The organism is Brevibacillus formosus (assembly GCF_003013405.1).
GTDB classification, from domain to species: Bacteria; Bacillota; Bacilli; order Brevibacillales; family Brevibacillaceae; genus Brevibacillus; species Brevibacillus formosus.
Genome location: NZ_PXZL01000001.1, coordinates 34440 through 59006, shown reverse-complemented (window position 1 = coordinate 59006; position 24567 = coordinate 34440). Strand labels below are relative to the sequence as shown.

Here is a 24567-nt window from a genome sequence, read left to right as displayed (position 1 = left end):
TAAAAGAATAAAAAGAGAGCATGACGCTCTCTTTTTACTTGATGATTTCTTTCGCCTGTTGTTTGAGTGCCTCAGTAATAGTGAGCCCAAACTTTGCAGCAGCTGTTTCATTGATATACAAATCAGCTTGTTTCGAAATCTCTACAGGAGTATCAGCAACACTTTGCCCTTTTAAGATACGGGCAGCCATATCGCCAGTTTGTTTACCGATTTGGTAGTAATCAATCCCATACGTAGCAACCGCTCCTCGTTTCACTGTATCGGTATCAGAAGCAAATACAGGGATTTTGTTTTCCTCTGCTGCTCCGAGTACCGCTTCAAACGAAGATACAACGGTGTTGTCAATTGGGATAATAATGGCATCTGCTTTACTAGCAAGCCCTTGAGCTGCCAGCTGTACTTCAGATAGCTGCGAAATGCCTGCCTTGATGATTTCTACGCCTTCTTTTTGCGCTGCGTCTTCCAATTCCTTGACCTGTACCTCTGAGTTGATTTCCGAGGTCGTATAGATCACACCCAGCTTTTTCAGATCAGGCAGGAAGGTTTTTACCAGCTTCAATTGTTGTTCCATCGATACTTTATCGGACGTCCCGGTCACATTTTTGTCTGGCTTCTCCAGACTGCCGACCAGTTGAGCCGAGATCGGGTCTGTTACGGAACTGAAAATAACAGGTTTGTCAACAATCGCCTTGGCTGCAGCCTGAGCGGATGGCGTCGCAATCGCTACGACAATATCCTTTTTATCTCCGGCATACTTCTGTGCGATCGAGACTGTATTGTTCATATCACCATGGGCGTTCTGGGAGTCTACCTCCAAGTTCTTGCCCTCTTCATAGCCAGCATCCTTCAGACCATCCAAAATTCCCTTATGAATAGCATCCAGCGCAGGGTGCTCCACGAATTGCGTCAGCCCCAGCTTTACTGTTTGTCCTTGGCCTGTCGTTGCTGCTGTCTCTGTTTTTCCACCTGTTTCGTTGCCACATGCTGCCAAAGAAAACGCCAGCAATGCGGTCAGTACCATACTGACTGCTCGTCTCATCTGTACTTCCTCCTCTAGTCTCTACTCTCAGCTGCTCTAATCACCCTAAGCAATTAGGCTCATTGCCATCTATGCAACTTGTGTCCCATTATAGCAATTATATTACGCATTGAGAAGCCCCCATTCCTCCCTTACGTGGAATTGATTTCTTCCTCTGCTTTGCCGACTTTCTTCACATATACCCTGGTGATTCTGTAATGGTCGACCTCTCCCACGACAAATTCGTACTTTCCTTCTTTTACCCGATCCCCCACGCGCGGCGGATGGTCGATCTGCATGTAGATCCAGCCAGCCAGCGTATCTACATCGCTCGACTCCAATTCGATGTCCAGATAATCGCCCACTTCTTCCAATAACATACGCCCGTCCAATGACAGCATGCCGTCACTGCGTTCTACCTCTGGGCGTTCATCGTCAAACTCGTCCTGAATGTCACCAACAATTTCTTCCATTATATCTTCGAGGGTCACCAGCCCGGCGGTCCCTCCATACTCATCAATGATAATCGCCATTTGACCTCGTTGTTTTTGCAGCATGGTCAACAACCGGCTGATCGAGATCGTCTCCGGGACCGTCAAAATCGGACGCATGAAGGTCTGAAGGTCATGGCTCTCTCCTTCTAAAAGCCCTGTCAACATATCCTTGATGTGCAAACTACCGACAACATGGTCCTTGTCACCATCCACTACTGGATAACGGGTAAACCGTCCGTTTTGGACATGCTTGACGTTTTCGTCAAAGGGATCGCGCAGGTTCAAGACAACCATATCTGTACGGGGAACCATGATTTCTCTTGCCATCGTCTCCGAAAAATCAAAAATATTATCGACCAGCATCAGTTCGGTTTGATCAATCAAGCCGCTTTTATGACTTTCATTGACGAGAATGCGAATCTCTTCTTCTGTATGTGCTTCCTGATGCGGCTCCAACGATATATGAAAAAGCGCAAGAAAACGACTCGCGGCCCAGTTCAACATTTGAATAAAGGGATACATGATTTTGTAAAACAGTTGAATCGGCTTCGCTACCGCCAGTACCACCTTTTCGGAGTATTGAATAGCCAACGTCTTAGGAGCCAGCTCCCCCAGCACGATATGCAAAAACGTAATCACCGAAAAAGCGATAATAAAGGAAATACTGGTAACGACCGTTTCATTTAAATGGAAGTAACGAAAAACTGGATGCAGAAGATGCGCGACGGCAGGCTCTCCCAGCCAACCGAGCCCTAATGAAGCCAGCGTAATCCCAAGTTGGCATGCAGAGAGGTAGGCATCCAAATTGCGCAGGACCCTCTCGACGTCAGCAGCGCGCTTGTTTCCTTCCGCTGCGAGCTGCGCAATGCGCGATTCTCTTACTTTTACGATCGCGAATTCAGTCGCAACAAAGAACCCGTTCAGGAGAACGAGGATCATGACCAAGATCAAATTAAACACGTTTCCCCAAATTGCCATGCTCCCCGCCATCCTTTCCGTCCATGCTTTGGGATATTGTTTCCCATCGTAGCCAAAATGTTACCTGTTCGTTTTTCTTTCTTTTTGAGATTGTGATACCATAGTGCTGATTCCTATGCCTTTTGTTACGAGGTGAGTCTATTGTCCTACCGTCCAGACCTGCCCTTGATCGTTCAAAGCGATCGGACGATATTGTTGGAAACACAGCATCCTTTATTTCCCGAGGCCAGACAAGCTATCAGTGGTTTTACTGAGCTAATCAAGAACCCAGAATACATCCATACCTATCGGATTACCCCTTTATCGCTTTGGAATGCGGCTGCATCCGGTCTCACATCACAAGAGGTAACAGACGTCCTTGGCAGCTACAGCAAATACGGTGTCCCACCCACCATCGTCAAAGAAATTGAAGATACGATGCGAAAATACGGCTTGTTTCGTTTGGAACGCATTGGCGATCAACTCGTATTAATGAGTGAAGACCCGCTTCTTTTAGCAGAGGTGACCAGTTATAAATCAATCGCTGCTCTTTTTGAGAATGAGTTCGTCATCAAGAGCTATGCGCGCGGACTGATCAAACAAGAGCTGATCAAGCTCGGGTTTCCTGTTCAAGATTTGGCGGGCTATACAGAAGGCGAATCCTGTGCAGTCAGCTTGCGGGAAACGACATCCCGTGGCAGAGCTTTCTCTTTGCGTCCTTATCAAAAAGAAGCTGTCGATGCCTTCTATTCCGGAGGCGCTGTGACCGGGGGAAGCGGCGTTCTCGTCCTACCCTGTGGTGCTGGAAAGACAGTCATTGGGCTTGGTGCCATTTGCCAATTGAAAACAGCCACGCTGATTTTGACCACGAATACGACATCGGTTCGCCAGTGGATCGCAGAGCTACTGGACAAAACAGGACTTGATCCAAATATGGTCGGGGAATACACTGGTGACAACAAAGAAGTCAAGCCAATAACTGTGGCGACTTATCAAATTCTTACATACCGCCCCACCGCCGAAGATGATTTTCCTCATCTGAAACTCTTTTCAGAGCGCGACTGGGGGCTTATTATTTACGATGAGGTGCATTTGTTGCCCGCACCCATCTTTCGTGTAACTTCTGGGATTCAAGCCACTCGCAGACTTGGGCTGACTGCTACTCTTGTTCGGGAAGACGGGCGAGAGGAAGATGTTTTCACGCTGATTGGCCCCAAAAAGTACGAGGTTCCATGGAAAGTCATGGAAGAGCAAGGCTGGATCGCAGAGGCGCATTGCCGAGAAATTCGACTCCCCTTTGAGCCGAAGTGGCGGGAGGCTTATGCACATGCAACCGCCCGTCAAAAGTTTCGCATTGCAGCGGAAAATCCAAAAAAACTGGAGGTCGTCCGCGAGCTATTGGAGAGGCACGCCCACGATCGCGTTTTGATCATCGGGCAATATATCGATCAGCTTGAGCAGATGGCAACGGCCCTCCAACTGCCACTCATTACAGGAAAAGTACCGGACAAAGAACGTGAGCTTTTGTACACGCAGTTTAAAAAAGGGGAAATTACACGCCTGATCGTATCCAAGGTAGCCAACTTTGCCGTTGATTTGCCGGATGCCAACGTCGCGATCCAAATCTCCGGGACGTATGGTTCCAGACAAGAAGAGGCACAGCGCCTGGGACGTATCTTAAGGCCCAAAACAGACGACAACACCGCCCATTTTTATACATTGGTAACACGAGACACGAGAGAGCAGGAGTTTTCGCTCCATCGCCAGCTTTTTCTGGTCGAACAAGGCTATCCATACGATATTATAGAAATGGAAACGCTGGTCTGAAACGTTTATGAATAACCAGCGTCTCATAGAGGGAAGGGAGGCCAAAGATTCAATGCAATCCGACGCCGAAATCATTCAGCGGATTCTTCAAGGCGACATCGAAGCGTATCGCGACCTCATCCAGCGATATCAGCATATGATCTATGTTTTCATTTACAAAATGGTAAACAATCGCTCTGATGCAGAGGATCTCACTCAGGAAGTATTTGTTAAAGCGTATGAAAAATTGTCCACATTCCGCGGGGACAGCCAATTTTCTTCTTGGTTACATACGCTTGCCAGAAATAAGAGCATCGACTTCTTGCGTCGCCGAAAGTATCATGACTCGGATGAACAATTGGCCTATGTGCCATCTAATACACGTGACGAATCCCCTCAGGAATCGCTCATGACAAAAGAGCAACGTCGAGAAATTCAGGAGGCCTTTGCCTTACTGTCAGATTCTTATCGAGAAGTGATCGTCCTTCGCTGTACGCACGAATATCCGTTTGAAAAAATAGCTACACTCCTCGGCATCGCCGAATCTACAGCTCGCGTCCGTTACTTGCGTGCTCGTCAGGAACTCGCAAAATTGTTATCCCGCAAGGAAGGGGGGCTCGTACATGAACTGCCAGGCATTTAGAAAAGCATGGTTAGATGACACAGATAGCGATTCGCACTCACATATTGAAACCTGTGACGAATGCATCGCTTGGATAGAAACGCAAATGACAACAGAAGAGGAGGTGCAGTTCTTGAAGGAGGTTCCACTGCCTCAAGCGAACCTGGAAGACAGAATCATGCAAGCAATCTACCAGACCGCCGGAAAAGGTGTACCCCCTCACGCCGCTACTGCATCTTTAGAGCAACAAGCAAGCACAGTGATTTCAAAGCCAAACAAGCGTTGGACCAAAGGGTTCCCTTCATACGCCTGGGTTAGCGCAGCGGCTGTGTTGCTCGCAGTTGGTTTTGTCGGCTACCAACAGCTGACACCGAGTAATATTCAAATGGCTGCCATACAAGAAAACGGAATGAAAGACACCCAGAGCATTATTGCATTCGACGAAACGGAATCAAAATCGGCACCGCAAGCTCCAGCACCTGCTATCGCTTCCCAACCAGCAGCCGCTGATAGTCCGACGCTGAAAAAAGCAGAGAGCAATCCAGATTCCGCTGCTTCACAATCGCAGGTCGCTCCGACTGCACCTGCAAAAGATGCACCACCTGCATCACCTCCCCAATCGAACACTGCGATTGCGATGGTGAAACCAGAGGAAAAAATAACCTCACCAGAGCCACGTACGGTAAATAAAGACGGGCAGAACAACGTGGCATCTCGGGGATTACAGGGGAACTCAGCTGATCAAGCGGCAAAAGCGAAATCAGAAGTTCCAGCGGAGTCAGCAAATACTGGTAGCCATATAGCCGCTAAAGAAGCCAATGGCGCTGCTGCTGAGAATCCTACGACCTTTGGGATCGCTTCCCAAGCAGAACCAGACACTGCTGATGGCGGTATGACCGAGAACGCATTAGTGGGTCCAGCGTTGCCAGCGGCAGCGAAGCAACCCATTACGCTATCCTCCTTCTCGGATTTGAACACCGCTGTACAAGCATCAGATATGCCTGTACCTGCCCTCTCGCAAGCACCGAATGGGTTCGGGCTGAGTACGGTATCGGTCCAATATGAATCAGAAACCAGTCAAAAGGTAACTCGCTTAACTGCAGATTACAAGCGGAACAACGACTGGATTCGCCTTGATGTTGTGCGAAATACAGAAGGCAAGCGCAGTCTCTCGATCCCAGGTACGTTCTCCGCTACTCAGTTGTTCGCGGTCAACGGAGAGCAAGCTATCGCCGTTTCTTTTGATCAAACGGATTCAAAAGGATCAACAGCCCAGCACGCGGTTCATTTTAACGCTCAATCCGACAACCAATCGTTGTATGTGGTAGTGACAGCAAACGGAATCACCCTTAATGAATTAATGGAAGCTACCAAACATATCACGTGGAATCCGTAAAAACTCCCTACAATTGGAAAAGACACGATCTACTTTTCAGGATCGTGTCTTTTTTTCTACTTTAATGCTTTTGATTTTTCTCCTGATTCCACTGCTTAATTTGCTCGATGATTTCCCGAATTTGATTCCGTGCTTCCATATGCTCAGGCTCACTTCCCCAATGCTGAATCAGCGGCGGCATCGCTTTTGCCATTGTCGTGTACAAGCACCATATTTTCACCATTTCTACGCGCTCAGGAGTCGCTTCTCCTGTCAACAGCTCTGTAAATTTATGAACTAGATCCTCCAGTTCAGGGACCAACGCTTCTTTTTTCTCATCCATGTCAGTTACCTCACTTTCAGGAACTTTTCTATTTGTATCCTTGGTTTATTTTACGAAAAAACACCCACGCGGAAAAGGAAGATTTTTCAGGTGGGATCTGTTACGCTTATGCTATCAACATGGTCGAGGTGAAGACTTATCAAAGACATTCGTATTCGATTGGTTCCTACAACCAGAGATAACTGGCAAGATGCATTACGCTTGCAGGTGCAAGATGAGCAGCAGCGCTTTGTCCCGTCTGTCGCCGTTTCATTGGCAAAGGTTCATATCCGCCCTGATGGTGATAACTGCGCATACGAACCATTCTGTTTGTATGACGCTGATGAAATGGTTGGGTTTGTCATGATTACCTATGACGCCTCAACAGATTGGTGTTACTGGTTCAACGGTTTTTTGATCGATCACCAGTACCAAGGTAAAGGATATGGCAGAGCGGCTCTCGCAGCGATCGTGGATTCGGTACGGAACCGTTTCCCGAAAAGCAGATTTGTCAACCTGACCGTATGCCCGGATAATGCAGGTGCAAGACATTTATACAGTCAAACCGGTTTTGAAGAAACGGGAGACGTATATGATGGAGAGATTGTCTACAAACTCACATTATGAAGAGCATAAACAAAAACCGCCAGAAATGGGCGGTTTTCATGCATATAGCTATTTTGTTTCTGGTACCATGAATTGCAAAAGGCCAAAAGCCACTCCTGCCGTCAATAGCGCACTCCAGATAATAATGCCCACCGACATCCACAACATAAGCTTTTTCGTAGGGGCTCCCAGCGAGATACCAATAGCAGCTCCCAGCGGAGCTCCCGTTAACAGCGGCGAAGCGAGACCAAGACCGACCACTCCGTATTTATCCCATATCTGCCACATGCGCCCCTGCCGCTTGCTCCGTTTCTCTACACGCTTTAAAAGCCAATTGCGCAAGGAACCTCCCACAAAAATAACAGCACCTGCGCTGATGATCGCACCCACCGCACTAAAAATACCGATCAGAACCGGTGGTAGCTGCAACATAAAGCCTACAGGGATCGCTGCCCACAGCTCAAACATGCCAGATAGTGTAACCGAGCCTGCTTTCCATAATACATCCATTCTGTTTCGCCTTTCTCCTCTCGCTGTCTTTTTCATTCGTCATGGTAAAGACGAGCAGACTTGCAATAAAGTAACGGAATTTGGCAAATTAGGATGTGACATCCCTACGGATAAAGGTCGCGTACGCAATGATCAGCGCTGCTATCGCCCATACACTCAATACGGTCAACGAGAACGGCAACGTCATCCCCTTAATCGGAGGAAGTGTTCCATTGAGATAATCCGTAAGCTGCAAATTGACCACGAACAAGTATTTGGACGATTCCCAGGATGAGGCCATCTGCGTCAGGATCGTTCCGCTAATTAACGCTGCCATCATTATTCCCATCCCCGCAGCCGCACTCCGAACCAAAACAGAGACCATCAGTGTTACCGTCGCAACCACGAGGCAGACGAACCAGCCGAGCCCGTACTGCATCAGCAAAAATTGCCATTGTGGCAGCATGAAAGCCCCAGAAGTCTCCAGTTCTCCTCCCGATACTTCAAATCCAGTCAAAATAGGAAGGTCCCAACCCGAATAACCAAACACAACCCCAGAGAGCAAATAGGCAAGAATCAGTGTCGTAAGAACCGTAAGAGAGGTAAACAGCAGAAGTGTGATGTATTTGCTGGTCAGTACCTTCCAACGCCGTACGGGTCGCGTCAATAGCAGCTTGACCGTGCCCTCACTAAACTCAGAAGATACGAGGTCAACCGCGAGTACGACGATTATCATCGGCAAAAACATCGAAATAGCCTGATCCATAAAGCCACGGGCAAAAGTCGGTCCACCCGGCGCCATCGGGTTTATGTCGTGATCCAAATAATATTGCTGCTGTGCGATCCTGACCTTGATTAAATCCCGCCACTCTTCAGGAAGACGGCTTGATGCCAGCCTGTTTTGCATATCGACAATTTGTTGGGTTAAGAGCGGACGCCAGTCAGTTGTCCCCATTCGTTCTTGTGCAGTGACAACCGAGCGGTACTGCGCATATGTAAAAATCGGGATCAGAATCGCCAAGATCAGCACGACGACGAGAAAACGGCGACGACGCAGCAATTTTATGGTTTCATTTTGTACGAGCCCCACTATGCTCTGCTCCATGACTTCCCCCTCCTCCCGTCAATGTAAGGAACAGGTCTTCCAGTGTAACCGTCTTCGTTGCAATTCCCATCACAGGTATGCCGCCATTGACCAACGCTTGGTTAGCCTCGCTCACTTTTTCTATATCCATGCGTGATTTCAGGCACTCTTCACTGACCACCCACACATCTGTAACTGCTTGTAAAGTTCGCAGAATTTCCTCGGCCTTTTGTATATGGGAAGACGGGATTGTCCAATCGACCTGATCAGCAAACTGCTCCATCAGTTCTTTGACTAATCCAACGGAAATGACCTTCCCTTGGCTGATAATCGCCACCCGGTCACACATCATCTCAATTTCACTGAGAAGATGACTCGAAATGAAGACAGCGAGCCCTTCCTCCTCGGCAAGCTTGCGAATAAACTGACGCAACTCACGAATCCCCGCCGGGTCCAACCCGTTCGTCGGTTCGTCCAGGATCAATATTTTTGGACGATGCAAAAGTGCCTGCGCAATCCCCAGACGCTGTCTCATTCCGAGCGAATACGTTTTTACCTTATCATCAATCGCACGCTCCAAATCAACAAAGCGGACGATTTCCTCAATACGCTCAGGCGTAATACCGCCGCTCATTCTCGCAAACTGCTCCAGATTTTCCCTGCCCGTCAAAAACTTGTACAGCTCCGGGTTTTCGACGATACAACCAACCTGCGCAATCGCTTGCGGAAACTGTTCCTGAAGGGAAATGCCTCCGATACGAATGTCTCCCCCATCCGCCTTTGCCAATCCAACGAGCATGCGGATCGTGGTGGTTTTGCCTGCGCCATTCGGCCCGAGAAATCCAAATACCTCTCCGGCGAAAACGTCAAACGTAATATCATGAATGATCGGCTTTTTGCCAATCGCTTTTTGCAATCCCTTTACTGAGAGGACCGTTTCGGCCAATGTGCGCCCTCCTATCTGAGTCTCCCCTCGTCAACTGACGATGGCGTTCTGTTTATGGTACACTGTCATAAGATGTCCATCCACATTATACCATGACCATAGACTTTATAACGAATAGGAGGATACCCGATGCGCACATCCGGCCAATTTCTTTGGCGCACGGCAGGTCTCTTGTCTTTACTCTCCTTTCTTTTATTTGCGACAGGGTTTGTACTCGCGATGAATCCGCAGCAGTTGGCACCATCCACAGCAAGCCCACCTGCGCAAAAAGAGCATCCACCCTCCCCTTTACCAGAAAGGGGTGTCCACAAAGTAGTCGCGCTAGGGGATTCCCTCACGCGCGGTGCCGGAGACGCAAACGGCCAAGGCTATGTCGGACTCGTTCGCCAAGCATTGGAGAAAAAATCGGGACAGTCGATTACGTTCACCAACCTCGCGATAAATGGACAGGAATCATCTGAGCTGCTCAAGCAAATGTCCCAGGAGCAAGTGAAGAAGCTGCTCGCTGAAGCCGATCTGATTCTTTTTACCATAGGCGGCAATGACTTGTTCAGGCAGACAGGCGGGCTGTATACCATTGAAAAAGAAAAAGTGACCACGGCTCTTAATAAGCTCGCGGTCAACTACGAAGATATTCTCAAACAGATTCGCAGCGTCAACAAGACGGCGACGATCGTTTACACTTCCCTGTACAATCCTTTTGGCAATACCGAAGCATCCGTCGACACCATCGGGCCCGTGCTCGATTGGAACAATCAGGCGTCCCAAATCGCCTCACGGTACCCGCAAGTATTCGTGGTGCCGACCTACGACTTATTCTTGCGAAAGGAACAAAACTACCTATATACAGACCACTTCCACCCAAATGCGGAAGGCTATAAACGAATGGCGGATCGTATCTTGCAAGCGTTAGAGTGATTCAACCCTGGCTTCATTTAAGGATTTGCCTCGGGTTGCCTCAAAGGCGCGAGCACCCGCCCATTGGAAGGCACTGCTCATCATCGAAGTCGCTGCTACCACCAGGAACAAGGTCGTACCTCCGTAATGTGCCAACAGCAATCCGCCCATCCACGGACCGATGAACTGGCCGAAGTTGCTGAAGCTTTTCGCACCGTAATAGCTGCCCCGCATACTCTCTGGGGCCATTCGGTCGATCAGGACGTCCCCTGCGGTAAACGTAAGGATTTCACCAATCGTGAAAAATACCATCGCCACAATGAATATCAGCCACGAATTGGCAAAGGCATAACCCACGTCACCAACTGCATACATGGCGTTTCCCACCAAAATGGCGGTGAGAGGCGTCTTTTTTTCTGCCCAAGTCGTCAACGGAAGCTGCATCACAACGACAACAATCGCGTTGACTGTCATCAGGATGGCAAACAGCTCTGTTCCATTCACGACCGTCATTTCTGCGAATTTGGCCAGCGTAGAAGACATCTGCGAGTAGCCAATTGCTCCTAAAACTCCGGCGAGCATGTACAAGCGAAACGCTTTGTCGTTTACGACTACGCTGAATGCACGGCTGAATGTAACGACTTCTTTCTTTTGACCTTCGATTTGCTTAATGCCGAACTTGTTCAATAATCCTTGCAAGCTAATCACATAAATGAGATAAATCAGTGCAGTGACCAGGAAAGGCAGGGCTACAGAGCTTTTCGCCAGTACTACCCCTGCGATCGGCCCTACCGCTACCCCAACATTAATCGCCATGTAGCGAATACCGAACACACGAAGCCGCTTCTCTTGTGGCGTTACATCTGCCATCAACGCCTGTGAGACCGGTTCGTAGAAGGATCGACAGAGTCCCCCTGCTATATTGAGGAAAAGCAGAATCCACGGGTCTTTACTAAGCGCAAACCCGACGAACACGAGCGTCCACACGTACAACGCGCCTAGCATGACTCGCCTGCGCCCGATTCTGTCCGACCATGCTCCCGCAATAAAGCCTCCGATTGTACCCGCGAGCGGTCCTGCTCCAATCGTCAATCCGATCATTGCCAAGCTCATATCTGTTTGATTGGACAAGTATAAGAACAAAAACGGCATGCTCATCGAGCTGGCGGCCCGGACGAACACGGTCCCGACGACCAACGACCAGACGATCGGGTGAAACTCCTGTAAACGCATCTTGATCCAGCTCATTTTCTCTCTCTCCCCACTACTGTTATGCTTTACCACCTCTGCCAGAACAGATGCTCTGTGATGTTCCCATTGTAGAGAGGCAACGGTCGTTCGTCAATGAGCATTCAAAATTTTTTGATTATGAAACATTTCTATGAGAGTAATCAAAAATTCGATAAGGTTGGACACGTTAACCCTAAGCAACGCAAAAGACCGCCAGAAAACGCTGACGGTCTTTGCCTATCCTTTTTACAAAACAACTTCTATACGATCAATCATTTCTCCCTGTTCGTTCCATTTCACCGCACGGTAAACGCTATCGTGGTAAAACGTGAACCAAGCGCCTTGCTTGATTCCGTTGTTGATCCATTCTTCTTTTGCATAGATGGATGTCATTGGATAGTCGTCGTAAGCCATCACCCACAATGGATTTTGGTGGGCGTGTGTTGGCATGATGTCCGCCAGATGCAGAAGCAGCTGCCCCTCTGTCTCCATCCTGACGATAGCATGTCCCTGGCTGTGACCGCCTGTATGATGAAGCGTGATTCCCGGCACAACTTCGTGTGAAGCACCGTACGTCTTCACCTGATTCTCAATCGGACGCCAGTTTTCTTCCCAATATGTATTTTTCGAGCGAACATTCGGCTCTCTCATCTCCGCCCATTCCTGCTCCTGCACGTAGATGACAGCTTGTGGAAATGTAGAGACAAGTTGTCCATCGCGTATAGAGACAAGTCCGTTGGCATGATCGTAGTGCATATGTGTCATGATGACGATATCAATATCGGCAGGAGTCAACCCTTTCGCAGCGAGGGATTCCACCACTTGAGACTCTTCCTCCAAGCCAAAATTGCGCTTCTGTTTTTCCGTTAGCCGATCATTTCCCATACCCGATTCAATCAAAATACGCTTGCCATGGGCCTGTACCAGGATTGGGTCAGCACGCAAAGGGATTTGATTGAGATCATTCGATGGGTATCTTTTGCTCCAAAGTGGCTTGGGCACCACTCCAAACATTGCGCCCCCGTCCAACTTCGTGAGTCCACCTCTCAGCCAAGACAATTGAAACTGACCTACCTGCCATTCGTTCCCTACCATGATCCTGCCGCCTCCTCGATTGCTTGGAATGATGATTGAAGTTCGAAAGCGAAAAGCACCCCGTTCAGGGTGCCCTACAGCTTTTCTGCTACACTTACAGTTCTAGTCGCCGGGGCGATTTCTAACAGGAGATCACTCGATACAGCCTGCACAGTGACATCTGAATCACTTCGTCTATGATGAAGCACGAGTTGCGCTACCTTTTCATTCTCTCGGTAAACGCTGATTAATGTCTGTAATGGATTGGCACTCCCGCCTGCGATCATCTTAAACCCCGGGGCTATCGTAAACGTCCATCCCTCCACCTCTATGAGCGGTGCTAACGAGTACAGGAAGTAACGTTTCCCTAAGAGAATGCCATTATGGTTCATCAAGGCGAGAGCCCCCAATCAAATGAATTTGAACAGTATAACTTCATTTTGCAAAAATTAGCGGAGGTTGAAAAGCGATTCGACAAAACTTCTAAAAAGACGACATACTTTTCTTAATCATATCCGATTCCTCTTGTTTTCGAAATAGAAAATCTTTTCAGCACCTTAAATCGCTCTTCCGATGGTCGCCCCCTCCAAAATGGCTCGCTTGGCATCGAGCTCTCCCGCTTCTTTCGCCCCGCCTATAAGGTGCACAGGCAGCCGATCACGCAAAGCGTGGTATAGCGAATTGTTGGAGGTCGCTCCAGCTGCTACAATGACCGTATCAGCAGGTATCATGCGTTCCTCCCCGTTCTGAATGAAATACACCCCTTCTTCTGCAATCCGGCTGTATTCAATTTGCGTCAGCATTTCTACGCCACGTCGCTTCAGGTTGGCGAGAACGGCCCAGCGCGTCGTTTTGCCCAAGCCCGATCCGACATGCTTCCCACGCCGCAGCATGAAGATTTTTCGTTTTCTTTGTTGCAATTGCTGTACAGCTCTTCCATCCAAAATCCGATACTCCTGCAAGTATTCCGCTGCCTTCGGTGAGATCGTTTCGTCGTGCATCAGCAAATGGGACAAATCACATGCGATTCCCCCCGCTCCGACGATGACCACTTGTCTACCGACCTTGGCACGTTTTTCAAATACCGCATCATATCCCTTCACATGTCCAAGCTCCACACCTAGAATCTCTGGACGTCGAGGAATGACTCCCGTTGCTACCACAACTTCAGCAAAGCCTTCTTCGATCAGGGCATCTGCCTCTGCCAGTGTTTCCAGCCTGATTTCGACACCAAGACGCGCAAGCTCTGTCTGATAATAGCGAAGCGTTTCATTAAATTCCTCTTTACCTGGCACCTGTCTCGCGTAATTTAATTGTCCACCGATCTGTTTTTTGGCCTCCATGATGACCACCTGATGCCCTCGTTCAGCCAGCACACGAGCTGCCTCCAATCCGGCAGGCCCCGCACCAATTACAGCTACCTTCTTGCGGTTTTCCGCTGGAACCAACTGCCACTCTGCTTCTCTGCCTACGAGGGGATTGACCAGACAGGAGGCTACCTTCCCATCAAAAATATGGTCGAGACAGGCTTGATTGCAAGCAATACATGTGTTTACTTCATCAAAGCGCCCTGCTTTACTTTTTTGAACGATATACGGATCCGCTAAAAATGGTCGGGCCATCGAAACCATATCACTGCATTCCTCATACAAAATCTTTTCAGCCTGGCGCACGTCGTTGATTCGATTGCTGGCGATAACCGGGATGTTCACGACCTGCTTGACTTGCTGCGCCACCCATACATATGCTCCACGCGGCACCATCATGCCAATTGTCGGTACTTGTGATTCATGCCAACCAATTCCGACATTGAGAGCATCAGCACCTGCCTCCTCCAGCATTTTGGCAAATTGCAATGTCTCTTCCATCGTCGTACTATCTGGCATCAAGTCCAATCCCGACATACGGTAGATGATCGGATAATCCGGTCCCACTGCTTGGCGGACGCGCTTAGCCACCTCGATGCCAAAGCGGGCTCTGCGTAAAAAGTCTCCACCCCACTCGTCTTCTCGCTTGTTGGTTACAGGGGACAAAAATTGATTGATCAAGTATCCTTCCGAACCCATAATTTCTACGGCATCAAAGCCAGCTTTTTTGGCGCGGACGGCTCCCTCAGCAAAGCATCGGATCGTCACTTCGATCTCCTCTGCGCTTAACTCTCTCGGCTTCCAACGGTTAATCGGCGCCTGCAATGGCGATGGTGCTACCGGATCTAATCCTGTTGCTTCCTTGTACGCATAACGCCCGGCATGAAACAGCTGCAACGCAATTCTCCCGTTGGCTTGATGAACCTCTTTCGTGATCAGGCGTAATTTTTCGATATCCTCGTCTTGGTATACATTGCAATACTCTTCGCCCATGCCTCCTTCTGGATGTACGGCCGCCCCTCCTGTCACGATCAGACCTGCCTCCCCAATGGCACGCTCTGCGTAAAAGGTAGCAAGCCTCGCTACACCATTCTGAAGCTTTTCAAATCCAACGTGCATGGACCCCATCATTATCCGATTTGGCAACGTCATCGAACCAATTTGAATCGGTTCCCACACTTTTGAAAGTTCCACGTTAAACGCCCCCTAACGAGTGAATGCTCATTCATTTTTAATATCTATACGATTCTCTATCTCCTCTTCATATTCCTCCTTCCTCACCTTTCATGCAAAAAAAGCTCTGGACATGACTCCTGAGCTTTCCTTATGTATAGCCTATGTTTTTATGTGTTGAGTTTGACGAGCATCCCTAAATCCGCGGAAAATCTTGCGATGGTTTCTGTAAATGCCATTTCCTCCGCTTCTGTTCGCGGCATCTGCACGACAAAGTGATAATCCAGCACGACCTTCGCTTCTGCCTGCTTGCCAGGCTCCACAAAGCGGCGTTTTTCTGTCAACGAGCACTCAGCTACCAAGCTTTTTGCTTGCGTCCACAATCCTTGAATCTCCTCATACTGCAAGCTATAAGGATAATCAATTTCCACCTCAATTTCACAGCTGTCCTCTTCCGCAATCGAAAAAAGATGGATGGTTGCCGTTGGTTGCTTCTCGTCCTCCGCCTCGGAAAACGTGATCAGAACCTCTTGCCCTTCCGATTCTTCCAGCAACGAATGATCGGAGCGCAAGACGATATCCGAAATCATTCCATGCGCATGTAACTGTTGATTTAGTTTTTCCACCATAAATTGTAGCACGTACTTCTTTCCTCCTGTTTCACGATATCCTCTCGTAGCAGTATAGCACGAGTTCTATAGATGCGAAAAACCCCTTCACGAGGAAGGGGTCGGTGTATTGTTCATATTTTTTTGATTCATAAATTCTGACAGCCACGCACGACGTACTTCTTTGTTTGGGCAATAGCCTAAAACGTAGCTTTCTCCGCGCATATATTTTTCCTTAATCCACTCTTTATGCTTGCGGAAAAAGGCGTGCTGGAAATCAATCGGCATCTGCTGATATTCTTCCAAAGCTGAAGGGTTCTGGAGGAAAAAATCTTCATCGTACACAAACTCTTCATTTTGTTGGCGGCTGATCAGGTACACAAAAGCAATCACCAAGAACAGGTTCACCAAGAAAATCGTCATAGAAATCCCTCCAGTCAGTAATAATTATCTGATTAATCTGTCTTATCAGCATATTATTATTGTACCACGAAATTGGTGTTTTCTAAACCTTTTCCATAAACGAATTTTTAAAAATTTATGATGAATCGACAAACAAAAAACACCCGCTCGTGATGAACGGGTGTTTTTCGTACTCGTTAAGAGTTTGTGCTCGGACCATCTGTAGTTGAAGGACCAGCATCCTGACTGGTCGGCGGGATGATATCTGGTGGTGGAGTAGAGTTGTTGCCGGTATTACCTGGTACTGTTTGAGTTACATCAGTCGCAGGCTTCTGTGCTCCCTGGCCTTGATCTGTCGACTGACCTTGCCCTTCTGTGTTTATGACATCAGGTGGCGGCATTGCGCCTTCATTTGCCGTACCGTCTTGGTTGTCTGTTGGATTCGTCGGCTCTTGTTCTTTCGGAGCCTCCGTTTTTTGCTTCGTTGACGTTGACGCTGCTGATTCTGTCGTTTTCTTCTTGACGCTCTTCTTGCTGCTAGTCGCAACCGCTTCACCAGTGCCGAGTATCGGGGAATTGTTGAGCGACGCTACGACGCTCCCAGTCAATCCCATCTCTGATTGCAAGGAATTGCGAACTGACTCGAGCTTTTCTTTTTCGAGATACGTATATCCTCCCTGCCAATATGCCCCATTATCCAATGCGGTGACCGTAGAGGAATTAAATCCTTTGAAATCGTAGGCCAAGCCTTTGATCTGATCCTTGGAAAGATCGGTATGTATATTCTTGGCACCTACATCCATGACGTTAAAGATCTTCGTCAAGCCTTCAAGAGAAGCCGCTTTGTCCACAACTGCCTTGATGACTTCTTGTTGGCGACGGTTACGGTCGAAGTCACTGGAATAGTACTTCGTTCCACGGTTGTCATGACGATGTCGCACATAACCAAGTGCTTGCTCGCCATTCAATTTTTGAAGTCCTGGCTGGAGATTGATGTGTGTATCGTCAGTTGGATCATCGTATACCAGTCTGCGATCCACATTGACTTCTACACCACCCAATTCGTCAATAACGGCTTTGAAACCATCGAAATCAATGGCTACAAAATGCTCAATCGGAATACCCAGTATTTCATTCAACGTTTTCTTGGTTAAAGAAATACCATCTTCGGTAACCGTCTGGTTATTGCGCTCTGCTTGTCTGCGTTCTGCTTCGCCATTGGCATAGACAGAATTGATTTTATGGTAGTCGCGATAGCCTGGGATCTTGACGCGTGTGTCCCGCGGAATCGATACCATGGTAACTTTCTTCGTCTTCGGGTTAGCAACTGCTACGATCATTACGTCAGTATTCATGGAACCTGTTTCAGGACGGGTATCAGAACCAAGCAACACGAACGACATTGGCTTATCCGAGTAGTATACCGGATCGACATTTTGGGATACTGGCGAAGTAAATCCACTGTTTGTAGGGTTCGTTACTTCCGTCAGAGTGTCTTCAATTTTCCAATAAATTGCTCCAGCCACACCGCCTACCAGCAGCAAGGTGATCAATGTGAAGGATACCACGAATTTACGTATTTTTCGATTACGGCTCGGCTGTTTCTTTCGAGAAGCTGAAGCGCGTGTTTTCACAACAGTATCTGGCATATGAATCAGTCTCCTTGTTCGCGCACGCTTTTTGACAAAGTAAAGGGAGGCACGATTTTGAATTGTGCCACTCGACAATATGCACCACTATTTTCTTCAGTTGGCAATACTCTGATTCAGGTATTGTACCATATCGTTGTCTGCATTTGTAGAAAAATGTTCCTTTAAACGAAAAGTCCCCCATCATTTTGTCGATAAGGGGACTTTAGTTGCACATATAAATTTGGGCTTATTGCAAGCCGCGTGGTGCCTGACTAAATCCTTGTACAGGACCTTCAGGACGCTTGTTTTTGGAGCGGTGTGAATCTCCGCCCTGCCGAACATGGCTCTCTTGTTTACCGTTCACATCATTTGATTTCTTTTCCATGACATACACTCCTCCTCTGTAACTAACGGGTAGTGTACGTCAAGCTATGTATTTTCATTCTCTGTCGAGGAACTGTCTTTCTTTTGCGGCGTAGTAATCTTTTCGTGCCAAAAGGACATCGATATCGTATTTTCCGTTTCCCTTTGTTCTCATCTCGGCCAGAGCAACTCCGAAAGCTGCTTGTTCTACAAGGGACAACGCTTTGTTTTGCGCATAAATGATTCCCGCAGCAAACGCATCTCCCGCGGACTCTCGAATCGGCATAATCGGGGCAGCAAGCCATTTTTCCTCCTGTGCGGTGCACAGCCACAGCCCTGCTTCCCCACAAATGACCATGACCTGATGAACACCTTCTGCCACCAATTTTTTCGCGCATATTTCCACATCATTATAGGAATGAAGGGTTTGGCCAACTAACACTTCCAGCTCATCAATGCTCGCGACAAGTATATGAACACCTTCAAGCAACCCTTTCCATTTTTCCGCTTTTTTCACAGAAACAGGGTCGATGATGATTTTTTTGTCGAGTCTTCTGGCTTCGGCCAAAAATGCCCGCATAACCTCGACAGGAAGATTGGCATCCAGAAACAAGCCTGCGGCCTGCGGCAAGCGCTTGAGGCCTTGCTGGACAATCTCCGCTGGCCACTCTTCATTTAGTTCCATATCTGCAACAGCCGTGTACAATTCACCGTCGCGATCACGAATAGCCAAGTAGCGGCCAGTCGATTTCCCTGGAATTCGCAACATGCCATGGGTAGCTACTCCACTATTTGCTGTGACCTGTCTTAGCCACTCGCCATCTGCATCTTCTCCTACCAGAGCAAACAGCTGCACTTCTTCTCCTAGCCATCCCAGATTTTCCGCCACGTTTCGAGCTACACCGCCTGCCGCTTGATGCACTTCACCTGGATTACTTGTTCCAGGCAACAGTCTAGCAGAAGTGACTCCCTGTACGTCAACATTGGCTCCTCCCACGCATAGCCAGTATTCTGTTATACCTTCCAGCATTCCAGCATTCCCCCTAGCCTTCTGCTCATGGTCTAGTCCATTGTGCTTCTCTCTTTTTTCGACAGCGTCTCCCTATTTACCTACCTTTTTAAAAACTTCCTGACGGATCAAATCCTTTATCTTCGACCATTATATTCCCATCATTCATGGATGACGTCCTGTAGAATCCGTGCTACATTGAAAAAATGAAAAAGTAAGTTACGAAAGAAAGGTTGGGGATGAACTGACATGAGTGCCTCATCGACACCCATTCACTCTACAACCGCAGGGACTTCGGCACCAACTGTCTATCGCATGCTATTTGCCATTAGCATTGCGCATCTGTTAAACGACAGCTTGCAAGCGGTCATCCCTGCATTGCTTCCAATTGTAGAGAAGAATCTGGCATTAACGTTTACACAAGTCGGAATGATTTTGCTCGTCATGAATCTTACTTCATCTGTTTTGCAACCATTTGTCGGTTACTTCTCCGATCGCAAATCAATCCCCTTATTGCCACCACTGGCTTTGATCGTTTCGGGATTGGGAATGCTGGCACTCGCTTTCTCTGGCAATTACTATTTCGTTCTTATAGCAGTTGCCTGTGTTGGAATTGGCTCAGCCATCTTCCACCCAGAAGCCTCACGCTTCGCCCACTTGGCATCTGGTCCTCGCAGAGGGCTGGGGCAATCCATTTTTCAAGTAGGTGGAAATGCTGGGCAAGCACTCGCTCCCTTAATGACCATCCTGGTCTTTGCGAATCTGGGACAGACAGGGGCTGCCTGGTTTCTGCTGCCCGCGCTATTAGCTAGCGGCATCTTGCTCTATGTTGCTCTCTGGTATCGTGGACAACAGCGCTTGAAAAAGACTACTGCCGCAGCTGTCACGTATACGAATCGGAACAAACGGCTGATTGCCCTCGGCCTCCTGATTGTCATCGTCAGTGTGCGTTCGTGGATGAATGCTGGCTACCAAAGCTTTTACCAGTTTTATTTGATGTATGTGAAAGATATGGATTACGCTAATGCACAGCTGGTCATTTTTGGCTTTCTTTTCGCAGGAGCGATTGGGACATTTTTTGGCGGACCGCTGTCGGACCGATTCGGAAAAAGGAACTTGCTCATCATCTCCACACTCGGTTCACTTCCCCTGACATTGCTGACGCCTTACGTCTCAGGCTATTGGGCCTTTCCATTGCTGGTGATCAGCGGCTTTATCATGCTCTCCAGCTTCTCCGTCACGGTCGTATACGCGCAGGAGCTATTGCCTGGCAAAATCGGGACCGTATCCGGACTGATTATCGGGCTTGCCTTCGGAATGGGAGGCATGGGCGCTCTCGTTTTCGGCTATCTCGCCGATCTCTACAGTCTGAGCTTTGTCATTCTGTTATGTTCGTTCCTCCCGTTGATTGGGTTTATGGGCTTTTTGCTCCCGAAAGACAAGACACTCCGCGAATGGGCTCACTAATCTATACCAATGATAAGTCAAAACAAAAAACCCGAGGACACGTATCCTCGGGTTTTCTTCATGTTAGGGGTTCTAGACCAATACACCTGTTGGTGCGCCCAGCACCTGAGCAATGACTGGCGGATACACCTCAGGCGTACCATACAGTCTCCACGTACCGTCCTCACCTTGACCGAACAAGCCATGGATCATCCAATCTGCTGCCAGCATAGCACCCAATTCAGTACCAATAGTCAGCTTGATTGTCTCACCATTTGCCCGTTTTGCCGTACAACCAGAGGAAGTGATCTCTTGCACGAGCATGGATTCTTCCGTGATATCCTTGATCGCCATCGGGCTGCTGTAAAGATTTTGAGTCGCTTCTTTTTCCATTACACCACGCAAGCGATAAGATTCCGGCAATGTTTCCTTCAACTCGGCGAACAATGGCTGCATAACAGGATAAAGCGCGTATGGTCCTTGCTTATCCAGCCACTTGAAGAACGCCGTCAATACAGACATCAGATTGGTTGCCAACGTTTTGGTCGTTGCGTCCGTGCGCGTGAAAATGTCGTGGACGAGGAAGTATACCAGGTCCTCTCTGCGCAACTGCTCCCATGTAAAAGATGGGCCAAACGCTCCTCTGACGAATGAACGGAAGTTATTCATGACCTCATCGTATTTTTTGACGGTGGCTTCCGACTTGCCATCGGTCATCTCTTGCACAAAGCGATTGATGTCCGCAAGTCTGTCAGGATGTACGGTGTACACACTTTCCGGCAACCCTTCGATCAACGGACGGCGCAGCAGGTTATGCACGTGCAGGCTGTCATTTGACAACGAGAGGCGAGGACGAAGCATGTCCATTCGGATAAAGCGAGCCAAGCCTTGTCCCACTTTATGATCCTGTTCCATTTGCTCCATCAGCTTGTGGAGTTTTTCATGCAGCGCCTCGTTTTCAGTAGCCGCAACCAGGAGCGGAGCCAAATCATCGAGCTGTTCATGGGAGGTAACCAGCCATTTTTCAGCAAAATAGGTTTGGACTGCCCACTGCAACACTTTTGGTGGCAGAGTAGGCTGACTCGTGATAAACAGAGTTCCTTTGGACAAACGAGAGCCAGTTGAAGTAAGAACGCGAATCTCCTCTTCGTTCTCAAATGCAAGCAGCAGCAAAAGCTCTGCGACTTCGTCCAACTGCGGTGCATACCCTTCCAGAATCAGGCTGTCATCCTGCAAAATCACTTCTGCCTGGACTTCGTATAGCTCCAGCAAGGCATCCTTTAAATTCGGGAACAAATGCTCTTCCTTGCGTGACGCATATACCCATGTCTCACGAGCACCATCCCGTTTTTTCAGCTCAAATGCAGGGTTCGACTCGATTACTTTCAGCAGCTGTTTACGCTCTGGCATAGGATAAGTACGACGCAGAAGCGCTTCTGGCTTCGGCCCTTCCGACTCGCTTGCCGCTTCACCAAATTGAACGATGAAGTGATATAGCTCTGTCGTATAGCTTCTCTTGCTCGTATCTGCCTTCGCAGCTTCTACTTCTGGATGCTGGCGTAACCACTCGAGCATGCTCTCCTTGACATGCGGCTGCAAGATGATGCTGCCAGAGAAGAGCATATCACGCAGACCTAGATTCAGCAGGCGCCCTACGATCAATTGTCCAGGGACAACATTCAACGTATTGGCACGAAGAAGATAGTGTTTTTCCTCCGAAATCGGTTGTTGAACCGTGATGACATCACGATCCACTTCCATGATTTCATAAACATTCAGGTGCAATCCAGCAAAGGCACGACGAAGATCAGGCTCCATCCGACGTCCATGCTGTTTGATATAGTTCTCAAGCAGCGTGCTTCCACCTGTTTTGACGTCCAATACACACCAGTTGAAGAAATGGGCTGCCCATTCAGGACGTGCGACACTCTCTTGGGTCAAGCCTACTTCTTCGACAAAACGATTCCGTGCTTCTTGAATCGTCTCGCTGGTTGCATTTGCGCCGACAAAATGATTCAGTCTTTCGACCCAGCCAGCGTATTCTTTTTGCAGCTTTTGCTCGTGGCGGCTACGCAGCTCCGTAATAGGAGTGACAACCCCACAGCATTTTTTGTATTTTTTTCCGCTCCCACAAGGGCACAGTTCGTTTCTTCCTACCGACATAGAGGGTTTGGATCTCCTTTCCATCCCACGCGGCATGCGCGGGGAATCATGCACAATCCCCCTATTTTACCGCATTATTCGTCATGTGTTCAAGTGTTCTCGCTTTGGTTCATGTGCGATACCCACATCCGTGTTGTTGCTTTCCCATTGAACAATAAATTGTTCCAGTCGATTCATCAACCTGACGATGCGCTGCTTCTCGCCCATGCATGCTGAAATAGCAGAGAGTTGGTTCGTGGCAAAAAGCTCCACCACTTCCTTCTCCATTTCTTGAAGGCGAATCCGATAGCCCGCGATAACCTCGCGCAGGATGGCAAATCTCTGCTCTAACCGGATCGTAGCCTCAAGTTTACTCATTGTTGCTCACTGGTCGCAAGCACCTGCTGAATGCCAAGTACGATCTGCTCATGCTTATGTTTCTCTTTCATCAGCACTTCTATAGCTTGCATATTGCTTTGTTGAAAATGAGCGACAACTTCTTGGGACATTTCTTGGTTTCTTGTCTCCAAGCGGTTGATAGCTTCTTGCATCAGTTTTTGTACTTCCTCGAGAACTTGCTGGTTGGTAATGGTAGACATAGTAGCTTCCTCCTTGGTAAATAATGGTTCTTGTTGTTCTTCCACCTGGTGTAAGGGATTCGCTGGTTCTTCCGATGCAATTTCTTCTGAGACGGACTCGCTGTTTCCTATTGATACAGAAGGGGCAGCAACAGCAACCTCGAGGGCCGCCTGCTCTTCCTTGGAATCTTCGCTACGAGCAATGATGTACATGGTATCACCGTCAATGCGGAAGCGGTCATCTTGCGCAGGGAGAAAAGCAGCATCTGCAGCAATTCCTACTTCCTGCTCCAGAAAATGGACTAATGTGCGAGCAGCTACCTGTGTAATGCCATTGTCGCGGCAAAACGCATACACTTGGTCATTGCCCAAAGTCCACTCAGCCAAAAACCATCTGCTGTCGCCTTGATATTGCACAAAGCGAGGATCGCGTTCCAATTGCAGCATACGAAGAATCTGATTCCAGCCAAACTGCGTTTGACGACGCAGCTCTGCGACAATTTGCTCAAGCTTTTTTGGTGCTTGGCTATCTCGCAAATAGCGATGAGCCAAGTCGTACACTTGATGCGGCTGGTGAGTGACCTCTACGATCGCCTCTGAGCTTCCAACTCGCACTGGAGACTGCTCCATGTTCAACACTTTATCCAGTATTGTCTTGCAGTCCAGATCCAAAAAAGCATTCAGCTCATTCGCTTCCATCCGGGAGCAGATCTCCGTACGTGGAAGGGAGCGCTCACCGGGCCGGAATACCTTTTTTACAATACTTGGTAGGGTATAAGTTGGCCGTTTCATTGCACTTTCTCCTTCTCGTGATCAGCATTGTTTGCCAAATCAAATGGGAATCAAGAAGTTATTCTACAAAAAGAAAAAAAATCCTACCTGCCTTGAAGTGTTTATGAATTCCGATAATGATGAAAAGGAAAACCCG

Annotated in this window: 24 protein-coding genes; 6 read left to right on the top strand and 18 right to left on the bottom strand. The window is 48.3% G+C overall.

The features are described from left to right. Window positions 1–34: 34 nt before the first annotated feature. Window positions 35–1039: an ABC transporter substrate-binding protein gene (locus C7R91_RS00370; protein WP_047068529.1), complete on the bottom strand. Its 1005-nt coding sequence runs from the start codon at window positions 1037–1039 to the stop codon at window positions 35–37. Between the two features lie 131 nt (window positions 1040–1170). Beyond that, on the bottom strand, window positions 1171–2490 hold the full coding sequence (locus C7R91_RS00365; RefSeq protein WP_047068530.1) for a hemolysin family protein: 1320 nt from the start codon (window positions 2488–2490) through the stop codon (window positions 1171–1173). Between the two features lie 141 nt (window positions 2491–2631). Here C7R91_RS00365 and C7R91_RS00360 point away from each other — a divergent pair, with 141 nt between their 5' ends. From C7R91_RS00360 to C7R91_RS00350, 3 genes are read left to right on the top strand one after another with little or no spacing between them, the layout of a single operon-like run. Continuing rightward, entirely contained in the window at window positions 2632–4296 is a 1665-nt protein-coding gene (locus tag C7R91_RS00360) for a DNA repair helicase XPB (protein WP_047068531.1), read from the top strand. Between the two features lie 52 nt (window positions 4297–4348). Then, window positions 4349–4918: an RNA polymerase sigma factor gene (locus C7R91_RS00355; protein WP_007716978.1), complete on the top strand. Its 570-nt coding sequence runs from the start codon at window positions 4349–4351 to the stop codon at window positions 4916–4918. Next, on the top strand, window positions 4899–6293 hold the full coding sequence (locus C7R91_RS00350; RefSeq protein WP_047068532.1) for a hypothetical protein: 1395 nt from the start codon (window positions 4899–4901) through the stop codon (window positions 6291–6293). The genes C7R91_RS00355 and C7R91_RS00350 overlap by 20 nt, the downstream gene beginning before the upstream one ends. Before the next feature lie 61 nt (window positions 6294–6354). Here C7R91_RS00350 and C7R91_RS00345 read toward each other — a convergent pair whose 3' ends face one another. Beyond that, entirely contained in the window at window positions 6355–6615 is a 261-nt protein-coding gene (locus tag C7R91_RS00345; RefSeq protein WP_047068533.1) for a DUF2573 family protein, read from the bottom strand. A 147-nt stretch (window positions 6616–6762) separates the two neighbouring features. Here C7R91_RS00345 and C7R91_RS00340 point away from each other — a divergent pair, with 147 nt between their 5' ends. Beyond that, window positions 6763–7221: a GNAT family N-acetyltransferase gene (locus C7R91_RS00340; protein ID WP_047068534.1), complete on the top strand. Its 459-nt coding sequence runs from the start codon at window positions 6763–6765 to the stop codon at window positions 7219–7221. A gap of 48 nt (window positions 7222–7269) precedes the next feature. Here the strand turns inward: C7R91_RS00340 and C7R91_RS00335 are convergent, their stop codons facing one another. The 3 genes from C7R91_RS00335 to C7R91_RS00325 form a co-directional block, all read right to left on the bottom strand. After that, on the bottom strand, window positions 7270–7710 hold the full coding sequence (locus C7R91_RS00335; RefSeq protein WP_047068535.1) for a small multi-drug export protein: 441 nt from the start codon (window positions 7708–7710) through the stop codon (window positions 7270–7272). 88 nt (window positions 7711–7798) lie between these two features. Then, complete coding sequence (locus C7R91_RS00330) at window positions 7799–8794, bottom strand: ABC transporter permease (RefSeq protein WP_047068536.1); 996 nt, start codon at window positions 8792–8794, stop codon at window positions 7799–7801. After that, on the bottom strand, window positions 8760–9719 hold the full coding sequence (locus C7R91_RS00325) for an ABC transporter ATP-binding protein (protein ID WP_047068537.1): 960 nt from the start codon (window positions 9717–9719) through the stop codon (window positions 8760–8762). Before C7R91_RS00325 ends, C7R91_RS00330 begins: the two co-directional genes overlap by 35 nt. Window positions 9720–9848: 129 nt before the next feature. Here C7R91_RS00325 and C7R91_RS00320 point away from each other — a divergent pair, with 129 nt between their 5' ends. Next, window positions 9849–10637 carry a GDSL-type esterase/lipase family protein gene (locus tag C7R91_RS00320; RefSeq protein ID WP_047068538.1) on the top strand — a complete coding sequence of 263 codons (789 nt, stop codon included), beginning with the start codon at window positions 9849–9851 and terminating at the stop codon, window positions 10635–10637. Here C7R91_RS00320 and C7R91_RS00315 read toward each other — a convergent pair. From C7R91_RS00315 to C7R91_RS00280, 9 genes are all read right to left on the bottom strand, one after another. After that, window positions 10629–11864: an MDR family MFS transporter gene (locus C7R91_RS00315; RefSeq protein ID WP_047068539.1), complete on the bottom strand. Its 1236-nt coding sequence runs from the start codon at window positions 11862–11864 to the stop codon at window positions 10629–10631. The genes C7R91_RS00320 and C7R91_RS00315 overlap by 9 nt on opposite strands. A 228-nt stretch (window positions 11865–12092) precedes the next feature. Beyond that, window positions 12093–12941 carry a YtnP family quorum-quenching lactonase gene (locus C7R91_RS00310; protein ID WP_047068540.1) on the bottom strand — a complete coding sequence of 283 codons (849 nt, stop codon included), beginning with the start codon at window positions 12939–12941 and terminating at the stop codon, window positions 12093–12095. A gap of 74 nt (window positions 12942–13015) precedes the next feature. After that, on the bottom strand, window positions 13016–13312 hold the full coding sequence (locus C7R91_RS00305) for a hypothetical protein (RefSeq protein WP_007717008.1): 297 nt from the start codon (window positions 13310–13312) through the stop codon (window positions 13016–13018). Window positions 13313–13477: 165 nt separating this feature from the next. Then, window positions 13478–15481: an NADPH-dependent 2,4-dienoyl-CoA reductase gene (locus C7R91_RS00300; RefSeq protein ID WP_047068541.1), complete on the bottom strand. Its 2004-nt coding sequence runs from the start codon at window positions 15479–15481 to the stop codon at window positions 13478–13480. 149 nt (window positions 15482–15630) lie between these two features. Then, on the bottom strand, window positions 15631–16101 hold the full coding sequence (locus C7R91_RS00295; RefSeq protein ID WP_047068542.1) for a hypothetical protein: 471 nt from the start codon (window positions 16099–16101) through the stop codon (window positions 15631–15633). Window positions 16102–16176: 75 nt separating this feature from the next. After that, window positions 16177–16491, bottom strand: a complete 315-nt coding sequence (locus C7R91_RS00290) for a hypothetical protein (RefSeq protein ID WP_047068543.1) — start codon at window positions 16489–16491, stop codon at window positions 16177–16179. A gap of 176 nt (window positions 16492–16667) precedes the next feature. Next, window positions 16668–18119 (bottom strand): LCP family protein, encoded by a 1452-nt coding sequence (locus tag C7R91_RS00285; protein ID WP_047068544.1) that lies wholly within the window; start codon window positions 18117–18119, stop codon window positions 16668–16670. Between the two features lie 229 nt (window positions 18120–18348). Then, window positions 18349–18486, bottom strand: coding sequence for a hypothetical protein (locus C7R91_RS29185; protein ID WP_007717021.1), 138 nt, complete (start codon window positions 18484–18486; stop codon window positions 18349–18351). A 54-nt stretch (window positions 18487–18540) separates the two neighbouring features. Then, window positions 18541–19494: a carbohydrate kinase family protein gene (locus tag C7R91_RS00280; protein WP_047068545.1), complete on the bottom strand. Its 954-nt coding sequence runs from the start codon at window positions 19492–19494 to the stop codon at window positions 18541–18543. 228 nt (window positions 19495–19722) lie between these two features. On the opposite strand from C7R91_RS00280, the gene C7R91_RS00275 reads away from it, so the two are divergent. Next, window positions 19723–20940, top strand: a complete 1218-nt coding sequence (locus C7R91_RS00275) for an MFS transporter (RefSeq protein WP_047068546.1) — start codon at window positions 19723–19725, stop codon at window positions 20938–20940. A 72-nt stretch (window positions 20941–21012) separates the two neighbouring features. On the opposite strand, the gene C7R91_RS00270 is transcribed toward C7R91_RS00275, so the two are convergent. The 3 genes from C7R91_RS00270 to C7R91_RS00260 all read right to left on the bottom strand — a co-directional run bounded on the left by C7R91_RS00270 (window position 21013) and on the right by C7R91_RS00260 (window position 24431). Next, window positions 21013–23082, bottom strand: coding sequence for a YecA family protein (locus tag C7R91_RS00270; RefSeq protein WP_047068547.1), 2070 nt, complete (start codon window positions 23080–23082; stop codon window positions 21013–21015). Window positions 23083–23163: 81 nt separating this feature from the next. Further along, entirely contained in the window at window positions 23164–23439 is a 276-nt protein-coding gene (locus tag C7R91_RS00265) for a hypothetical protein (RefSeq protein ID WP_007717030.1), read from the bottom strand. Continuing rightward, window positions 23436–24431: a hypothetical protein gene (locus C7R91_RS00260; protein ID WP_047068548.1), complete on the bottom strand. Its 996-nt coding sequence runs from the start codon at window positions 24429–24431 to the stop codon at window positions 23436–23438. The genes C7R91_RS00265 and C7R91_RS00260 overlap by 4 nt, the downstream gene beginning before the upstream one ends. Window positions 24432–24567 lie beyond the last annotated feature (136 nt).